The organism is Methanobacterium lacus (assembly GCF_000191585.1).
Taxonomy (GTDB): Archaea; Methanobacteriota; Methanobacteria; order Methanobacteriales; family Methanobacteriaceae; genus Methanobacterium_B; species Methanobacterium_B lacus.
Genome location: NC_015216.1, coordinates 1,894,969 through 1,913,028, shown reverse-complemented (window position 1 = coordinate 1,913,028; position 18,060 = coordinate 1,894,969). Strand labels below are relative to the sequence as shown.

The window sequence follows — 18,060 nt, the reverse complement described above, 5'->3', positions numbered from 1 at the left end:
AAATTCATGCCGCATTCAAAAACTTGAATGAAAAGAATAAACTAATACGTATGAAATTCATTTATTAGTGGTTTAAGGCATAGAAATTGTAGTTTAAACTAATTACAATCGTTTTTTGTATTTTAATTCCTTAAAATGAATTATGTACTGGGTGCCTTGGTTAATATTAACTTCTACGTTGCCTTCAAGTTGATTAACTAATTGGTTTACCAATAAAATTCCAAGGGTGGTTGTGCTGGAAATATCAAATCCTTTCGGTAATCCCACACCATTATCACCTAATATGAGCTCGTATTCATCGTTTAATTTTGAAAGTTTTAACTCTATCTTCCCTTTTCCATCTTTGAATGCGTGTTTGATGGAATTTGATAACAGTTCTGTTATTATGAGTCCTAAAGGTATTGATGTTTCTATTCCAAGATCATGTTCTTCAACCTCCACATCCAAGGTTATATTGTTTGTATCCACATCGTAGGAATACAAGATATTCTCTATGAGGGCTTCAATATATTCCCTGATGTTTATTTCAGAGATATCTGTGGAGTTGTACAGGATCTCATGAACCAGGGCTATGCTGTGTATACGATTTTCACTTTCGCTGTAGCTTTCCTTGATAATTGGATCATCAAACTCAGATGCTTGAAGGGAGAGGAGTGATGCTATTATCTGTAAACTATTTTTCACCCTGTGGTGTATCTCCCTTAACAACAGTTCCTTCTCTTTTAACGATGATTTTAACAGAGTTTCGGCCATTTTTCTGTCAGTTATGTCTATGAGAGATATCAGGCTCTTTTTGGTTCCAGGTATAAAATCAAAGGTGGCAAAGAAATATTTAGCTTCGTTATTGACTTTGATTTCAACATCGTAGGTTTTTAAACTCATTTCAGTGTTATCATCGGAGTGTGTGCTATGATACCTTTGAACTTCTGCCCTCTGTTCTGGAACAACGAGTTTTATCCAGTTATTCCCAATTATATCACTCTTTTTCAGTCCAAGCATGTTCTCAAATGTTTTGTTAACGAGGGATATTGTAAGATCATCCTCTGCAATCAACATTGCTGTGCCTGTGTTTTCAAAGATATTTCTGTACTTTTTTTCACTGGTTTCAAGATCTTTTTCATACTTCTGTAGTGAGAATAGGCTGCTGTTTATTGAACTGGCTAACGCACTGAGTTCGTCATCTCCAGAAACAGTTACACGCCTTTTGATGTCTCCAGCTTTTCCAATATCTACTATTTCTCCTATTAACTTATCCAGACGGTTTAAAACATTTTTATCTAAAACGTAGAGTGCAAGGATAACGAACAATATTCCTACCAGTAAAATGGATCCAACGAAGTAAAACACACTGTTTAGGTAGGAGTGATACAGTGTTCTGGCCATTTCTGACTTGACAATGATGGAAGGATTTCCATATATGTCATTTAAAAGTCCGTAGGCTGCAATAGAATTTCCTCCCAGTACTTTGAATGAGGTTGGAGTTGCATTGGATAGGTGTGGTAAAATAGTTTTATATTCTGGAGATGTATTAGCAGAGCTGTAGGACTGGATCGATAGTGTGCTGTTTGGAATATTTATTAGTTTGTTGAGTTCTGTTTGGGTGAGGTACCTTCCCATTATAAGTGTCCCTGGAGATGGTCCCTGGTCATGGCCAGTTAAAACAGGTTTAGAAATAATTATCATTGGGCCTTCAGGCAGGCTAAGGAGTCCGTAGTAACCTTGCATATTGTTGGATTGTAAAATCTGACTTTCGTTACTGAAACTACTTAGATTTTCTGGCAAACTCATAGATTCATTGTTTTCAAGGTTGTAGGCCTTTCCATATTTGATGTTCCCATTGGTGTCAACGTACATGATCAAGTTAAGATCGAGTCTTTTGAAGGTTTGAGGATTCAGATCATCCGTGGCAAAGCTTGGATTGTTGCCATTGAGGTAGTCATAAGCATCATCCCACTGTGACCAATCCCTTGCAGTTTCATTCATTGCAAATATGGTTTGGTTTAACCCAGAAAGTTCATCTTTAAGAACATGGTTACTGTAGCGTTGTTCATAATCTTGTGATGTGCTTAAAAAAACAAACTGTGAGATCAATAGAAGTATCAATATCAGCAGTGTTATGATAATACCACTGTAAATCAAAGTTTTGCTTCTTAACTTCATTTTAACTCACACATCTCAGGAACATTTGTAACAAGTTAATCATTACTAGTGATTCCTTAAATAAAAAGCTTTTATTTCCAAAATTTCTTGTGATATTCCAAAATATTAAGAAACTATTTAGAAAAAGTATTATTTAAATCTTTTATAAAAAAATATTTAAAATTAAATATTTTACCCAATTGTTGAATGGAATATTTTGTACATTAAAATTGTGTGCCTCAAAATGGAGGTTAAAGCTGAATAGTTAGTTTAAAGGATTTTGTTTAAACCATCTGCCGGATAAACTAATTCTTCTTCAAACATTTCTGAGAGACTATCTTTTTTGAGATGTTCTAAAGCAAGGTTAATTCCATAGAGACTTGTGAATATGAGTAAAGTTGGTAAACTAACTCTTTCTACATTGTAAGTCTTTAAATCATTGATTGTAAATTCATTTATGTTGTATGGTTGTCCTGCTGCAATAGTTACAGGTCCTTTAACTTCTTTCTTGATTTGTTTAACCTCATCAAGTGTGGCAACATAAGTAATAAATGTTAAATCTGCACCAGCTTCAATGTACTCATTGGCACGATCAATGGCAATTTCCAACCCTTCATATCTATCTTCAGTTGATCTCAATGCATCAGTACGGCCGTTAATAATAAAATCGGGTTTAGCTTCAATTTCTGCAGTTTCCTTAGCAACCCTAATTTTTTCTGTCATTAAATCCGCATCAACAACAGAAATACCGTTCTTTCTACTCGGGATTTGGTCTTCAAGGTTGAGACCTCCAACACCTGTTTGTAAAAATTTTTTAACGGTTTCCATCACAACTTCAGGACCTCCATAACCGTCTTCAGCATCAGCCATAACAGGAACATCTACAGATTCTACAATTCTACGTGTCCACTCAAGATTCTCATCTAGAGTAACATCAATTTCATTGTTGTAACCCGCTGCTATTGAAAAACTGTAACCTGAACACTGTACAGCTTTAAAACCAGCATTTTCTATTAATTTAGCACTTATGGGGTCGTATGCATCGGGCATAACGAGAGTTTCAGGTGAATTTAACAGATTTTTGAGTATTTTCGTTTTCATAAATTATCCCACAACCATTATTCTCCACATAAACGACTTAAATTGGATTTAACCACAACAGCTTCCATCACCCTGACTGATACCCAACTTATTTAAAAATGCAATATATCCTTTAGTCTTTAGTTCTAACTGATCGTTAAGTCCGTATACATCTATTTCTTTAGAAGAGAGTAATTCAGCAAATTTATCTGTAGTGAAGTCTTTAAACAGTTCTTCTACAGTTTTTTCATCCATTACAAATAGTAGATCAGCATTACATGTTTCTAATTCATCTATGGGTTTTAAATCTACTTTCAAATCATTATCAACTCTAATTATCTGGAGCATATTTTCATTATCAGCAACTGCTATTGCCATGGTAAAATCGTTAACTAGGTCTTTAAACAGTTCTGTGTTCTCGATAACCCATTTGTTCCACAATTTAACATCGAAGTATTTAGCTTGTTTTTCTTTTAATTTGGCATTAATTTTGTCAAATTTGTTTTTCACATGTTCATAACCCTTTTCTTCAAAGGGACAAGCCTCTATACAGTAGGTACAGCCTTGGTTACACCCTATACAGTTCTTCTTTACAATTTCAACTTCGCTACCACAACAGGAATCTACTTCTACCAATGCATTCTCAGGGCAAGCTTTAACACACTTACCACATATTTCACAGTATTCAGGTATCCAAGCATGTTCGTTGTTCTCTTTAATAGGTAAATTTGCAATACTCACAAATATTGCAGAAACCTTCAATCTAGGGCCGAGTTCAGGAGTTATTAATAAACCACTATCTCCTATATGACCTAAACCTGCCTTTTGACCTAGTAACGATAGGTTAACCTTACTTTTCATTGGATCAGCTATTTCTGTGCCATAACCTTCCTTCCTAATGTAATCAGAGATTTTGGTAGTTAAAATAAACGCCCTTACATATGCGGTATCATTAAGATCCTTTGCATCATCTCCAGGGGGTGTTTCCAGGATTTCATTATCCATTTCCATAGTTAAAACAATTGTAAATGGATATTGGATGAATTGATCTTTGATTAGCAGATCAGATGTAAGTAAAGTGTACCCTATGTTACTGATGCCCAATGAATGTGCATACTCTTCGATTTCTTTAAAAAAATTAGGTTCAGCTAGAAATTTTGGATTTACAGGATTTTCTACGCGTGATAGATCTGGTATCTCAATATCTCCACAACAACCACCTTCTTCATGTGATTCATCATGTTCTTCACCACATCCACATCCTGTATCTTCTTCATGTTTTGCAGAATTTTCACCACAGCCACAGTCTTCTGTTTCTGCGGCATAATGATTGTCTTCTGGAGATTCATTATCACAGCCACAATCGCACTTATTATCTTCTTTTATCTTTTCTTCCGTTTTTTTATCTAAATTATCTTCTTCACATCCACATTTATTATTGTTCATATTTGTTTCCCCTTTAATTTTTTTTCAAATCGATTTATTTATTAAAATATTTCCTTTGGAATATTAATGCTACATTTACAAGGCTGATAAGTACTGGAACTTCTATTAAAGGCCCTACTACGGCTGCAAATGCTACTCCAGATCCTATTCCAAATACTGCTACTGCAACAGCAATGGCTAGTTCAAAGTTGTTGCTTGCTGCTGTAAATGACAAAGCTGAAGTCTTGGAATAATCGGCACCTATTTTGTATCCCATCCAGAATGTTGTAAAGAACATTATCACAAAGTAAATCAGTAATGGAATGGCGATTAATACCACATCAGATGGTATCTGGACTATATAATTCCCTTTTAAGCTGAACATCACAATTATTGTGAATAAAAGTGCAATAAGGGTGATTGGGCTAATTTTTGGTATGAATGTTTCATGATACCATTCTTTGCCTTTTCTTTTCACTAAAATGTATCTGGTAAGTATTCCTGCAATAAATGGAATTCCAAGATAAATAAATACACTTTCAGCAATTTGAACAATGCTAATATCTACAACACTTCCATAAATTCCAAATATAGGTGGCAGTACAGTTATGAAAATCCAAGCATACACACTGTAGAAAAACACTTGAAAAACACTGTTAAACGCTACGAGTCCTGCAGCATATTCTGTATCTCCTTTTGCAAGTTCATTCCAAACTATTACCATTGCAATACAACGAGCAAGACCTATTAAAATTAAACCTACCATGTACTCTGGATAGTTATGTAAAAATATTATGGCCAGGGCAAACATTAAGATCGGGCCAATTATCCAGTTTTGGAATAAAGATAACCCTAATATTTTTGTATTCCTGAATACTTCTCCTAATTCTTCATAGCGCACTTTAGCAAGTGGAGGATACATCATTAATATTAATCCGATTGCAATAGCAATATTTGTTGTACCAACTTGGAACTTGTTAATAAACAACTCTACAGTGGGGATGAAGTAACCTATAGACACTCCAATTGCCATGGCAATGAAAATCCAGAGGGTTAAATATCTATCAAGAAATCCAAGTTTAGGTGTATCACAAATTTGGTCGGTCACTTGTTGTGTAATGTCTTTGGCCATAAACAACCTCTTTTACTTATTAAGGGCTTCTTCAAATGCATCTCTATGAAGACCGGATGCCATTTCTTTTTTACATTCTTCGTCTGTAAATAGCCTCATTTTAGCAGCTCTACATGGATAGTGCTGTAATTTAAGCCCAGCTTCGATAGGAACATTTTCTAGATCGTCGCTGCCGAAATATTTCTCTGACAAGTAATCCGAAACAAATTTAGTTGAACCACAAGGAGAAGATCTAATAACATCAATAATCGCAATTTTACCATTTTCAAGGGTTATATCTACCTTGGGCTTCCCAATTTTAGATGTGAATGAATCGAAAACTTCGTTACCATTTTCTTCCAATTCGCACATGATATATGGGCAAGTAACATTTTCATAAGATTCTAACTGATTTTTAAATCCTTCACCGCTCCATGCTGCAACGATGATGTGATCTACATATTTGTTCACCAAATCTACAATGTCCAATGTAAGGTCTGGATGTTGTGTGTAAGTTATTAAGATGTTAGCTTCTTTAATTTTATTTAATTCATATAATGGTATGTCTATTTCATCCATAAACATTGATTCAGGTTTTTCAAGCTCAACAAATTCAGTATCAAACTTTTCTTTTATGTTTTCGTATGCTCTTTCACCATATGGTCCATCTGTAACTACTACAACATTTAACACGGTTATCAACTCCAATTATCTGCATGAGAATTCCCTATCAATTGATCCACAGCAAACATCCTTATCTTCTTCAACAACTCTTTCATCGTCAGGCAGCAAGTATGAATAGTACAAATCATTTAACCAGAAGCTTAATTCATCCCGGACTTTGTTGAATAACTCTAATTTTTCTTTTTCGTTTCCTTCAAAGGATGATGGATCTTCAAATGCTTGTTTGAAATATTTTATACCTCCTACAAAGAATGGACAGGCATTGTATGAATTTCCACAAACTGTTATTACATAATCGAAGTTTTGGCCTTCGAATTCCTTTAAACTCTTAGATCTGTGGTTAGAAATGTCAATTCCAATTTCATCCATACACTTTATTGCCAGTGGGTCTACCCCTTGAGGTTCACTTCCTGCGCTGTAAACATCAAAACCATCTCCATAAAAATGCCTGAACAATCCTTCGGCCATTTGTGATCTGGCTGCATTATGGATACACATGAATAAAACTCTTTTTTTGACCATTTAACTCACTTTAACCTGTTAAATTTACATTTCAAGTCGCAAAGAATATTAATTTAGTCTATGAGTTTCGTAATTTTCTGTTTCAATAGTTCAACGCATTTTTCACCATTTTCATCGAGTCTTACTGGGTCTGTTGGTTTTAGATTAGCTGAATTTAATTCTTCCTGGGCATTAACAACCTTTGAAACTTTCACACCTTTTTGTAGTAATATTTTATCAACACAAGCTCCTTCACAGCCATTGACTGCTATAATTGGATACTTTTTGATTAATTCTTTAAATCCTTCTCTGTCAGCAGATGTTGCACCCATACAAATGGATATAAGATCGTCACGTTCCCTGACAACATCGCTACTTGCGGCCCTTGTTATTAAACCATATGGGCTCATTCCACTACATGGGGCCAGAGCATATTTTTTCTTCTCCATAGTTATCACCTATTCAATTGTAGCGATCAATTCGCTTACTAAATCTGTAATTTTAGGATCTGTCAGCCTGTAATGGATCCAAACCCCTTCTTTACGTCCTGTAATGAATCCTGAATTTTTTAGTATGTTTAAATGATGTGAAATACTGGATTGTGGCTTGTTTAAAGCATAAATTATTTCACAAACGCATAATTCCTTATCAGTCAACAAATATAAAATTTTAAGTCTAGTAACATCTGATAATGCTTTAAGTTTGTTTGAATGTGTTTCTAATTTCTTATCATCGGGTAGGGATGCTAATATTTCTTTCATTCTGAGTATCTGCTCAGAATCAGGTTTTCCTTCTTCTGGTATTGGACAAGTTTTCATCAATATTCCACCGTTATTTCGTTGCTTTAACTTGTATGCTGATTATTTTACCAACCAATCTTTCGTCCAGATTGGTGTCTGTGAAGTAGTGCTGTTCAACAATTTCAATACTGTTGAAACCTGCTTCTTTTATGGTATTCAAGTATTTTTCTAATTCAACAGCTCCAGCTGAGCATTCTGACCATGCTTGGAACTTTTGCATGATATTTTTGGGAAGCTCTTCCTCTGTTACCAGATCCGACACTAAAATCTTACCACCGGGTTTCAGTACCCTGAATGCTTCTTTATATGCGACTAACTTGTCTGGAGTTAAATTAATGACGCAGTTACTTATTATGACATCAATTGAATCTGTTTCAATGGGCAAATCTTCTATTTCCCCTAATTTAAATTCAACATTTTCATATTTACCTTCCAAAGCATTTTTTGTGGCATTTCGAACCATTTCTTCGGTCATATCTATTCCAATTACTTTTCCAGATTCTCCTACCTTGTTAGCCGCGAGAAATACATCAATTCCTCCACCAGATCCAAGATCAAGAACAACATCACCTGGTTTTAATTCCACAAGTGCAGTTGGGTTTCCACATCCAAGTCCGTACATTGCGTTTTCAGGAATACTCTTCAGATCTTCCACTGAGTAACCTGCAGATTTGGCCTGTTCAATCACTGAATTGACACTACAAGAAGTACACGAATCATTATCAGACTTTTTTATGGCTATTTTTGAATATCTATCTTTAATATGTTCTTTAATTTCGTTAGATTCCATTGTAACACCTTCAATCATATTAAATTGATATATCTATATATGTCGATATATTGATTGTTGTTAGTGTTGTCTTATAAATTTAACTACAAACGAAAGTTACAAAAAAAATAAAACTAATTTAATTAGATCTTCCAAAGGCACAATAAAATTCAAAACTTATCCAACAATAGATTAACCTCTTCTTCAAGGCTTAAATTCTTTAAATAATTATTTTCTTCGGTTTTGACAGCGATATACGCCTTTGAAAGTCCATCTCCCATGGCATTCATCAGCACCTCATCCTTGGATAGGGATTTTATTGCATCATCTACACACGAAGGTAAATCCTTTATGTTGAGTTTCAACCTTTCATCCTCTTCAAGTTTAGCAGGGTCCAGTTGAACAGGTTCTGGGAGGGACAATTTTTCCTTGATTCCATTTAAACCAGAAAATATGATTGATCCAATGGAAAGGTAGGGATTTGAAGTTGCATCAGAAGTTTTGATTTCGAAGTGTTTAATAGTTCCATCTGGCTCCTTAACTACTCTTATACTGGCTTCTCTGTTATCAAAGCCCCAACAACCATATTTACCGGCCCATGAACTGGGAAGAATTCTCCTGTATGAGTTGGGTGTGGGTGTTGTGATGGCCATCAGGGCACTTAAATGTTCAAGTATTCCTGCAATGAAATGATGGGCAGTGTTTCCCAGTTCAAAGTTTTCATCAGGGTCATGCAAGATGTTTACACCGTCTCTCCAGAGGCTAAGATGGATATGGCATCCACTTCCAGCATGATCAGCAAACAGTTTGGGTAAAAATGATGCCACCATTCCATGTTTTAATGCAACTCCTCGCACAGTTTCTCTGAAAATGATCTGGTTATCGGTTGCCTTCATTGCATCATCGTAGTGTACAGTAATTTCATGTTGACATGGACCAGATTCAGAATAGTACTGTTCCACAGAAAGACCCTGTGATTCAAGATAATCTGCAATTTCCATGATAACGTCATTATTCAAATTCATGGAATTGGTGGATCCAAAGGCGGTATTTTCATGACAGTTTAATGGATCATCCTTATTTAGGAGATAAAACTCGTTTTCAAACGATGCTTTTATTTCAAGCCCTTCATCACGTGCTAGATTCAATATCTTTCTTAAATAGTTCCTTGGACAAAAGTCCCATGGACTTCCATCCACATACATATCCCCAATTGCCAAGGAATTTCCAGGGGCATAGGGTACTTTCCTAATTGTTGAGTTGTCTGCTTTTAGATAAACCTCTCCAACAGGATCCAGCGGTGCACCTGGAACAACACCATCGTAAACCACAGGAACTCCCTGCTGGGCACGAGATATTCCAACCACAGCTTCTGAAACATCATCATCAACTTTCAAACGAAGAGCCTTCGAACGTATCATGTTAGCATTATCAATCCATAAAATTCTTAAAAATCGAGATCTCTCACCAAGATCTTCCAACTGTTTCCCCATGACTCAAACCCCTCCAACAAACTCAGATAGTTTACAAACAATCAAGTTGTTAACCATGTTCCTCAATATACAAAATAATATTATAATTTATTTTTTCTTTCATATCTAAATAGCATTTCTTATTGCACAAATTATATTTTGTCCTTACGAAAATTCTGAAGACTTTGAGATTATAATATGGTCTATAAAGATGTAATACGATAGCAATGTGTAGTGTATTAAATTGCAAAACATACAATCCAATACGGTATATAGATTAAATTAATGGATAATTTGATGATTAACATTTTTTATAAAAATTTAAATGATTAGAGATTGAACATTTATTCAATTATTGAAATTGTTTATGGGGGGATTATATGGATTTGATTGATAAATTAAAAAATATTTCAGAGTCTATACCAAAACAGATTGATAAAATCGAGACAGAAGAAGCTACTAAGAATGCTTTTATAATGCCTTTTTTAAATGCGTTGGGGTACAATGTTTTTGATCCAACTGAAGTAGTTCCGGAATTTACTGCAGATGTGGGTACAAAAAAAGGTGAAAAAGTAGATTATGCAATAATGATGGATGGCACACCATCAATTTTAATTGAATGCAAACCATGTAATTTTAATTTAGATGAAGCGCATGCTTCACAGTTGTTCAGATATTTTTCAGTAACACCTGCTCGTTTTGGTGTTTTAACTAACGGGATAATTTATAGATTTTATACAGATATAGAAGAACCTAATAAAATGGATTCTAAACCATTTCTAGAGATAGACATGTGTGATGTTAAAGAAGCTCATGTCAACGAGCTTAAAAAGTTTACAAAGGCTTCTTTTGATTTAGATGAAATATTAACAACAGCTAGCGAATTAAAATATACTGGTGAAATGAAGAAAATTATGGCCAGCGAAATTAATGATCCATCTGAAGATTTTGTTAAATTTTTTACAAAAAAAGTATATTCTGGACCTGTTACTGAACGTGTACGACTGAAATTTACAGGTATTACAAAAACAGCATTAAATCAGTTTATTAAAGATCAAGTGAGTTCTAGATTAAAATCAGCGTTAGATGCTTCAGATGTGAAACAGGAAGAAGAAATTGAAGTACATGTTGAAAGTAAAAAAGGTATTATAACGACTGAGGATGAGTGGGAAGGATATTATATTATTAAAGCAATTTAAATGAAATTGTAGATCCTGATCGTGTCACAATAAGAGATACTTTAAGTTATTGTGGTATCTTATTTGATAATTCTAATAGACAACCAGTATGCAGACTTCATTTTAACGGTAAACAAAAATATCTAGGATTATTCGACGAACAAAAAAAAGAGGAAAAAATTCCTATTGAGTTTGTCAAAGACATCTATAATCATGCAGACAAAATTAAAACAACAATAAGTTTCTATGAAACTGATTGATAATTAATTCATTATTTCTATTTTTTTGGCAGGTCCTAAAATGAATATAAATATAAATCAAAGAAATATTTTTCAAGGTTTTATTATAGTTTTAATTATTGTAGACCTTGTATTGCTTATGTTCATCACATTTAGCACAGTTAGTCAACCTATATTTTTAACAATAGTTTATTTTGACTTATTAGTATGTTTTATACTTTTTGCTGATTTTATTTACAGAATTAGACAATGTGATAATAAAAAGGCATTTATCAGGAAGAATTGGACAGATATAATTGCAATGGCTCCGTTAGACATTTTATATTTCAGTCCAATAACTGTTCCTCCAAATTATATGTTTATTATTCGGCTTTTTAGGTTCACACGATTAATAGCTCTATTCCGAAGGGAATGGAAATATATATCCTCCTTTTTTAAACAAACACATATTAATTTTGCAATGGGAATGTTATTATTCACAATGTTTGCAGGAACTATTCTTTTTTATTTAGTTGAGCATAGTGTTAATCCAGAGGTCCATACTTTTTGGGATGCTCTGTGGTTTACTGTAACCACAATGATTTCTGGAAATAGTAATATTGTTCCAAGCACATATTATGGGGAAGGAATTTCTGTTTTAATGATGCTCATTGGGATATCATTCGTAGGAATTTTAACTGCATCCCTAGCGTCCTGGTTAATAAGTAAATCCAAAAACAATGAAGAAGATAGTCAAGAAAAGAAATTAGAAAATCTTCAAACTGACATAACAGAAATAAAAACAGATATATCTAATTTAACAAAGGATATTAAAGAATTAAAAAATTCTTTTAAAAAATAACAGATAATCCTACTAAATTTTGTTCTCGTTATTTTATATCTTCAATTACTATTTTTTTAGAATATTCCCTAAGGGGTGTTTATGAGTTGAATTTTGTACACAAGTAACGTCCGCAGAGCTACAATAATAAGAATAAAACCTTTGATAACATTCAAGCCTTACTTTCCAATGTTTAGTTTCCTAAAAAAAGTGTATGTTTTTTTTGGATCAAAATAATATATCCGCAAAACTTATAAGTGGTCAATGAAACAACTTAATAAGTACAGTTGCTCCGGTAGTGTAGTCCGGCCAATCATTTCGCCCTCTCGAGGCGAAGACTCGGGTTCGAATCCCGGCCGGAGCATTCAAACCTAAAATACTAATTTTAATAATTTAATTCACTTCTAACTGAGTATTAGCACCCTTTTATTTTAACTCAGTTTATGTCCATGAACTCTTTATACTTATCTAAATAAAGTTTTGAATCATGGATCAATTTTTCCACTTCTGTGGACAAATCATTATTTAGCAGTTCAAGTCGTTTTAATTGATTAGTGTCTTCATAACCCTCAAATAGATCAATTTCAGGTGTTATGCTCACGTACAATGTGCGCAGATACTCATTTCTTCCCTTTATTTGCTCATTGATATTGTAGGTCAATTCTTTAATTTCAATCAAATCCCTAACCAATTGGGGGTCAATATCAAAATCAATAATATTGCCCATGAAAATAGGCCAGAAACCATTGTTTAATGTGTCTGTTTTTTTAGATTCCCAACCATTTGACAATAAATTTTCAGCATGATTTTGATTGGTTTTAATAGTATCATTAACGACGTAAATTATTCTTTTAACTTTTCTAGATTCCCGATCCCTTTCTAAACGATTGTTTAGATAGAATCCTATTGCTGCTACCATCATGGAACCCAGTAACAAGTAGACTGAATTGAAGTATGATGGAATCCATGTCATTCCCAGTCCAGTGGTTAATATTATGACAAAAATAAAGGCAATTATGAATAGGTAAATCATGACACGTTCATAATAATTGCTTATTGATGCGTTTTTCAGGACTGAAATTGTATACACCATAACCAGCACTAGTGTACCAATTAGAACTGACAAAATTAGGGCTAAAATATAATCTCCGCTTTTAGTAAAAATGTAGATAAAACAAGAACATACAATGAGTATAAAACCGATAATTGCTAGAATTTTTTTCATCACATCATTTTTTTAGGATTATATTATATACTATTTCCTAAATTCATGTTTGAACATCAATAAAATCAACATCTAAAATTTTACTTCAAAACTATTTGTTAAAAAAATAGATTGAATGAATAAATGTGGCCCTATTCCCTATTATTATTTTTTTATCTACGAATTCCTGTTACACTAAAAATATTTGTTGGAATTTTACATTAAAGTTTTATAAATATGTGGAATAAATTTACAGTTAAGGCGTTAAGATAACATTATATCTTAATCAATTGGGGGGGGAAGTAATTTGAAAAAACAGTTTATATTTGTCTCAGCGTTAATTTTTGTTTTTCTAATAATTGGAACAGTTTCAAGTGCCAGTGCGTCAGATACTCTTCAACCAAAGGTTAAAAGTATCAATCCTACAAATAACTCTTTTAATGTACCAACTTATCATAATCTCACCATAAAATTCACAGAACCTGTTAAAGCTGGAAATAATTATATAACACTAAAAAACAGCAAAGGAACATCTGTTCAATTTAAAAAGATTATAAGTGGAAATACTTTAACAATCAAACCAACCTCAAACCTTTCTAGAGGAGTTAAATATGTTCTATACCTACACACTGGCTGTGTTAAAGATCTTTCAGGCAACAACATCTCCATATTCAAATCTTGTTTTACAACAGACAGTACCGGACCTAAATTAACATCAATTGATCCTGTCAAAAATGCATTTAATGTGAACTTAAACAAAACAATAAGCTTAAAATTTACAGAAGCAATTAAATTTGGAAATAACCAAATTGAATTGGTTAAATCAAATGGTGCACATGTTTCATTCACTAAAATGATCAAAGGAAATGCTTTATATATAAAGCCTCAGTCTCTTTCAAGTGGCACCAAATATTTCCTCACCTTCCATACCAACAGCTTAAAAGATATATCTGGAAACGGAGTAGCCTATTACAAATCCTACTTTGTAACATCTTCTGGTTTAAACACTAATCATCCATTATCCACGGTGAAAATTTGTTTCATTCATCATTCAAGTGGGGGTAATTGGTTGTCAAATGGAAATGGAAATTTAGGGGCAGCACTTAACCGCAACAACTACTACGTAACAGAAACAGACTACGGGTGGAGTGCTGAAGATGGTGATAATTTAGGTGACCGTACAGATACAGTCAACTGGCCTGAATGGTTTAAGGATAGAAAAATGTCCCATGTATATCAAAACAATTACCACTCTGCCTATACCAACACCATAGGCAATCCCGGGGGCGAAAACGATATCATAATATTCAAATCTTGCTTCCCAAACAGCAAAGTAGGTTCCAGCATTGATGATGAAAAAGAAATCTACAACAGCTTGAAAACATATTTTGCAGCACATCCAAACAAGTTATTCGTACTCATAACTCCACCTGGAGAAACACAGGTAAGTAGTTACAAATTAACCAAGGATCTCTGTAATTGGTTAGTTGATAAAGATGGATGGTTAAAAGGATACACTGGTAAAAATGTGTTGGTCTATGATTTTTATGGTACACTATCAGAAACCAACTCCCATCACAGATACTACAACGGAGTAATTCAACATGTCTATGCCTCTGATTACGATGGTATATCTCCCTATCATGATGGAGATGACCACCCAAATGCACTAGGTAATCAAAAAGCAACCAATGAATTTATAACCCTATTAAACATTGCTTATAACCGTTGGAAAAACCTTTAATTTTTTTTGGAAGGTTCGAAGCGTTTTTTATACAATCTTTTGTATTTTATGGGCCTAAATCTCATTAAAAAAAACCGATCACAGTGCAGGGTGTGCTGTCAACTCCTTTGATCTGCCATGGAACAACCATAACTTCCTTTATGGTTAGTTCTTCATCCATGTCGAGGTTCATATCTTCGATGAAGAGGAGGGGTTCTCCATAGTTTGGGCTGGTTTTAAAGCCTGTAATATGGGTTTGTTTTGCATTTTCAGCATCTCGATATCTTGACATGGATATGGTATCTATTCCAAGGCAGCGGATTTGTGGATGGGTTTCCCTGATCCAATCAACTGTTTCCACTGCTATCCCTGGACTTTTAGTCAGATATTTTTGAAGGTCTGTTTCTCTGAATTTTCCAAACCCGGTTTTAAAGAGCAGACATTCACACTTATCAAAGTCTGCGTCTGAAATGTCTTTGATCTCTATGAGTTCGTAGGGATTTTTGGGACAGTCGAGCACAATGGGATTTTTAAAGCTTAATTCTTCTGGACTGTAATCTAATATAGATCTTCCAGTGTCAACGAAATGTTTTGGAGCATCAATATGGGTTCCGCTGTGATTTCCAACGGTAATCTTGTAGGTGTTGTAATCATCTCCATTTTTTATTTGGGTTAAAGGTTCCAGAGATGGTTCTGTGGTACCTATGTAATGTGGAGAGTTGTTTTCTATTGGGTAGGATAAAATTACTGTTTTCATTCATTATCACCGTGTTTAAACTTTTGGTTTGTAGATGTAAATAGATTACAATTTCTTTTCTGTGATCCAAACCAATAAATATAACAATTGTTATATTATTTTATTGTTCGTATATATCGGGTGATAAAAAATTGGAAGTCTTAATAACAGAAATTTCATGTTGTTTCAACAACAAATATAGTATTAAACTTACGAGTTTAGGCAAAAAAATACGGGGTGATTTAATGGCCGAAGTCAAAGTAGATGTTAAAGGAGAAACATGTCCTGTACCTCTAGTAGAAATGAGAAAAGCCATCAAAAATGCTTCTGAAGGAGAAATAATAGAGGTGGAGGGAACCCATCCAGCATCCAAGAAGGAAATTCCAATGGCAGTTGAGGCATTGGGATCAGAAATTGTGGACATCCAAGAAACCAACGGTGTCTGGAAAATTAAAATTCGTAAATAGGTGATTTTATGGTTGATGAAGCCAGTAAGGTTGATAAATCGACAATAATTGTTCACAGTGGAGATATGGACAAAATTTACAGTGCCCTCATAGTATCAAACGGAGCCCTATCCATGGGAATGGAAGCCTCATTATTTTTCACTTTTTGGGGTTTACAAAGACTTCAAAAGGGAGGATTGGATAAAGGACCCCTATCAAAGATGCACTTCCTAGGACTGGGCAAATGGATGATCAAGGGTCGGATGAAAAAAGCCAATGTAGCTTCCCTTGAACGTTTAATAAAAGATTTTAAAGAACTCGGAGGGAAAGTCATTGCCTGTGAAATGACCATGGAAATAATGGGAATTTCAAAGGAAGACCTTGATCAGGATCTGATAACTGAATATGGGGCTGTTGGAACCTACGTTCAAGAAGCAAGGAACTCCAAGATCACACTGTTCATATGATCAAAACGTTTATGAACAAAAACTCTTTGTTTTGGGTCTAGACAAATATTGAAAAACAGGAGGGAAATGTGTTATGGAAGTTAAGTACAGGTACCTGGATAATTCATCAATTACAAGGATGGATGAAAGAGTTTTAGAAGCCATGAAACCATATTTCTTCGAAAAATATGCTATTCCAACTTCTGAAACAGGATACTCCATGGGTATAGAGGCCCGTGAGGCTTTAGAAGATAGTAGAAACTACTTGGCAAACTACATTGGTGCAGGTGAGGGTGAGCTCATATTCACATCTGGAAGTTCTGAATCAAGTAACGCAGCAATTAAAGGTGCTGCAATAGCACAAAAGAATAAAAAAGGAAATCATTTAATTGTATCTAAAATTGAAGATTTTCCGGTCTTAAATAGTTTTAAATCCCTTGAAAAACAGGGATACGAAGTTAGCTACCTCGATGTGGATGAGTATGGGATGGTGGATCCTGAAACGATCCAGAAACTCATCAAACCAGAAACCAGTCTTGTATCAGTACAGCATGCAAACCAGGAAATAGGTACCATCCAAGATATAAAAACCATAGCTGAGATATGTAACGAGAAAAATGTGCTTTTACATACAGATGCAACCCACACATTTACCAAACTACCATTGGACCTTCATGAGATAAAAGCGGACATGGTAACAATATCTGCACACACCCTCCACGGACCAAGTGGAATTGGGGCACTGTACTTGAAAAAAGGAACACCATTCAACAAATATTTGGATGGAGGTTTCCAGGAATTTAACAAGAGGGGTGGATTGGAAAACATCCCCGGAGCAGTAGGTTTTAAAAAGGCAGTTGAACTCACAAGTAGTGAAGAGAATGATAAATTCATTCAAATGAGGGATCACCTCATGCAACGTGTGCTAAATGAAATACCCCACACCACACTAAACGGCCATCCCACAGAAAGAATTCCTCAAAATGCCAACATAACATTTGACTACGTTGAGGGAGAATCAATCACACTCCACCTGGACATGAGGGGATTTGCAGTGAGCACGGGATCAGCATGCTTCAGCCGTTCACTCCAAGCAAGCCATGTTATCTTGGGAATAGGGGGAGATCCTGAAAGGGCCCATGGATCACTCAGGATAACCTTCGGACGCTTCAATAGCATGGATGATGTTGGGGCCATGGCAGATGCATTAAACGAAATAGTGAGTAAGTTAAGGGAAATTAGTGCAATTGGCACTCAATAAAAAAAAATAGATGGTACGGTGAATTG

Annotated in this window: 18 protein-coding genes and 1 tRNA gene; 7 read left to right on the top strand and 12 right to left on the bottom strand. The window is 34.5% G+C overall.

Translation table 11 applies throughout. The features are described from left to right. Positions 1 to 102: 102 nt before the first annotated feature. The 10 genes from METBO_RS12890 to METBO_RS09175 all read right to left on the bottom strand — a co-directional run bounded on the left by METBO_RS12890 (position 103) and on the right by METBO_RS09175 (position 10,002). Entirely contained in the window at positions 103 to 2,160 is a 2,058-nt protein-coding gene (locus METBO_RS12890) for a CHASE4 domain-containing protein (protein ID WP_013645437.1), read from the bottom strand. A 249-nt stretch (positions 2,161 to 2,409) separates the two neighbouring features. Next, positions 2,410 to 3,240 (bottom strand): isocitrate lyase/PEP mutase family protein, encoded by an 831-nt coding sequence (locus METBO_RS09215; RefSeq protein ID WP_013645436.1) that lies wholly within the window; start codon positions 3,238 to 3,240, stop codon positions 2,410 to 2,412. A gap of 48 nt (positions 3,241 to 3,288) precedes the next feature. After that, positions 3,289 to 4,665 (bottom strand): 4Fe-4S binding protein, encoded by a 1,377-nt coding sequence (locus METBO_RS13440; protein WP_013645435.1) that lies wholly within the window; start codon positions 4,663 to 4,665, stop codon positions 3,289 to 3,291. A 34-nt stretch (positions 4,666 to 4,699) separates the two neighbouring features. After that, entirely contained in the window at positions 4,700 to 5,776 is a 1,077-nt protein-coding gene (gene arsB, locus METBO_RS09205) for an ACR3 family arsenite efflux transporter (protein ID WP_013645434.1), read from the bottom strand. Between the two features lie 12 nt (positions 5,777 to 5,788). Next, complete coding sequence (locus tag METBO_RS09200; RefSeq protein ID WP_013645433.1) at positions 5,789 to 6,448, bottom strand: DUF166 domain-containing protein; 660 nt, start codon at positions 6,446 to 6,448, stop codon at positions 5,789 to 5,791. Positions 6,449 to 6,463: 15 nt separating this feature from the next. After that, entirely contained in the window at positions 6,464 to 6,961 is a 498-nt protein-coding gene (locus tag METBO_RS09195) for an arsenate reductase ArsC (protein WP_013645432.1), read from the bottom strand. Between the two features lie 53 nt (positions 6,962 to 7,014). Further along, positions 7,015 to 7,389 carry a putative zinc-binding protein gene (locus METBO_RS09190; protein ID WP_013645431.1) on the bottom strand — a complete coding sequence of 125 codons (375 nt, stop codon included), beginning with the start codon at positions 7,387 to 7,389 and terminating at the stop codon, positions 7,015 to 7,017. 9 nt (positions 7,390 to 7,398) lie between these two features. Next, positions 7,399 to 7,758 (bottom strand): ArsR/SmtB family transcription factor, encoded by a 360-nt coding sequence (locus tag METBO_RS09185; protein ID WP_013645430.1) that lies wholly within the window; start codon positions 7,756 to 7,758, stop codon positions 7,399 to 7,401. 13 nt (positions 7,759 to 7,771) lie between these two features. Next, complete coding sequence (gene arsM, locus METBO_RS09180; RefSeq protein WP_048186436.1) at positions 7,772 to 8,530, bottom strand: arsenite methyltransferase; 759 nt, start codon at positions 8,528 to 8,530, stop codon at positions 7,772 to 7,774. A 149-nt stretch (positions 8,531 to 8,679) separates the two neighbouring features. Continuing rightward, positions 8,680 to 10,002: a glutamine synthetase gene (locus METBO_RS09175; RefSeq protein WP_013645428.1), complete on the bottom strand. Its 1,323-nt coding sequence runs from the start codon at positions 10,000 to 10,002 to the stop codon at positions 8,680 to 8,682. A gap of 359 nt (positions 10,003 to 10,361) precedes the next feature. Between METBO_RS09175 and METBO_RS09170 the strand changes: the two genes are divergently transcribed. From METBO_RS09170 to METBO_RS09160, 3 genes are all read left to right on the top strand, one after another. Then, on the top strand, positions 10,362 to 11,180 hold the full coding sequence (locus METBO_RS09170; RefSeq protein ID WP_227717216.1) for a type I restriction endonuclease: 819 nt from the start codon (positions 10,362 to 10,364) through the stop codon (positions 11,178 to 11,180). A gap of 264 nt (positions 11,181 to 11,444) precedes the next feature. Then, positions 11,445 to 12,239 carry an ion transporter gene (locus METBO_RS09165; protein ID WP_227717215.1) on the top strand — a complete coding sequence of 265 codons (795 nt, stop codon included), beginning with the start codon at positions 11,445 to 11,447 and terminating at the stop codon, positions 12,237 to 12,239. Between the two features lie 268 nt (positions 12,240 to 12,507). Continuing rightward, positions 12,508 to 12,582, top strand: a tRNA-Glu gene (locus METBO_RS09160). Between the two features lie 72 nt (positions 12,583 to 12,654). On the opposite strand, the gene METBO_RS09155 is transcribed toward METBO_RS09160, so the two are convergent. Next, entirely contained in the window at positions 12,655 to 13,344 is a 690-nt protein-coding gene (locus METBO_RS09155; RefSeq protein ID WP_048186435.1) for a hypothetical protein, read from the bottom strand. A gap of 385 nt (positions 13,345 to 13,729) precedes the next feature. On the opposite strand from METBO_RS09155, the gene METBO_RS09150 reads away from it, so the two are divergent. Further along, on the top strand, positions 13,730 to 15,166 hold the full coding sequence (locus METBO_RS09150) for an Ig-like domain-containing protein (protein WP_013645425.1): 1,437 nt from the start codon (positions 13,730 to 13,732) through the stop codon (positions 15,164 to 15,166). Between the two features lie 64 nt (positions 15,167 to 15,230). Here METBO_RS09150 and METBO_RS09145 read toward each other — a convergent pair whose 3' ends face one another. After that, positions 15,231 to 15,902 (bottom strand): cyclase family protein, encoded by a 672-nt coding sequence (locus tag METBO_RS09145; protein WP_013645424.1) that lies wholly within the window; start codon positions 15,900 to 15,902, stop codon positions 15,231 to 15,233. Positions 15,903 to 16,126: 224 nt separating this feature from the next. Here METBO_RS09145 and METBO_RS09140 point away from each other — a divergent pair, with 224 nt between their 5' ends. From METBO_RS09140 to METBO_RS09130, 3 genes are all read left to right on the top strand, one after another. Beyond that, a complete protein-coding gene (locus METBO_RS09140; RefSeq protein ID WP_048186434.1) occupies positions 16,127 to 16,348 on the top strand; it encodes a sulfurtransferase TusA family protein in 222 nt (73 codons plus the stop codon). A gap of 8 nt (positions 16,349 to 16,356) precedes the next feature. Then, positions 16,357 to 16,794, top strand: a complete 438-nt coding sequence (locus METBO_RS09135) for a DsrE/DsrF/DrsH-like family protein (protein ID WP_013645422.1) — start codon at positions 16,357 to 16,359, stop codon at positions 16,792 to 16,794. Positions 16,795 to 16,867: 73 nt separating this feature from the next. Next, entirely contained in the window at positions 16,868 to 18,034 is a 1,167-nt protein-coding gene (locus METBO_RS09130; protein ID WP_013645421.1) for a cysteine desulfurase family protein, read from the top strand. Positions 18,035 to 18,060: the final 26 nt, after the last annotated feature.

Bases quoted from the DNA above. Each gene is read 5' to 3' on its own strand.
- METBO_RS12890 (WP_013645437.1), bottom strand. From the start codon at position 2,160: ATGAAGTTAAGAAGCAAAACTTTGATTTACAGTGGTATTATCATAACA.
- METBO_RS09215 (WP_013645436.1), bottom strand. From the start codon at position 3,240: ATGAAAACGAAAATACTCAAAAATCTGTTAAATTCACCTGAAACTCTC.
- METBO_RS13440 (WP_013645435.1), bottom strand. From the start codon at position 4,665: ATGAACAATAATAAATGTGGATGTGAAGAAGATAATTTAGATAAAAAA.
- arsB (WP_013645434.1), bottom strand. From the start codon at position 5,776: ATGGCCAAAGACATTACACAACAAGTGACCGACCAAATTTGTGATACA.
- METBO_RS09195 (WP_013645432.1), bottom strand. From the start codon at position 6,961: ATGGTCAAAAAAAGAGTTTTATTCATGTGTATCCATAATGCAGCCAGA.
- METBO_RS09190 (WP_013645431.1), bottom strand. From the start codon at position 7,389: ATGGAGAAGAAAAAATATGCTCTGGCCCCATGTAGTGGAATGAGCCCA.
- METBO_RS09185 (WP_013645430.1), bottom strand. From the start codon at position 7,758: ATGAAAACTTGTCCAATACCAGAAGAAGGAAAACCTGATTCTGAGCAG.
- arsM (WP_048186436.1), bottom strand. From the start codon at position 8,530: ATGGAATCTAACGAAATTAAAGAACATATTAAAGATAGATATTCAAAA.
- METBO_RS09175 (WP_013645428.1), bottom strand. From the start codon at position 10,002: ATGGGGAAACAGTTGGAAGATCTTGGTGAGAGATCTCGATTTTTAAGA.
- METBO_RS09170 (WP_227717216.1), top strand. From the start codon at position 10,362: ATGGATTTGATTGATAAATTAAAAAATATTTCAGAGTCTATACCAAAA.
- METBO_RS09145 (WP_013645424.1), bottom strand. From the start codon at position 15,902: ATGAAAACAGTAATTTTATCCTACCCAATAGAAAACAACTCTCCACAT.
- METBO_RS09140 (WP_048186434.1), top strand. From the start codon at position 16,127: ATGGCCGAAGTCAAAGTAGATGTTAAAGGAGAAACATGTCCTGTACCT.
- METBO_RS09135 (WP_013645422.1), top strand. From the start codon at position 16,357: ATGGTTGATGAAGCCAGTAAGGTTGATAAATCGACAATAATTGTTCAC.
- METBO_RS09130 (WP_013645421.1), top strand. From the start codon at position 16,868: ATGGAAGTTAAGTACAGGTACCTGGATAATTCATCAATTACAAGGATG.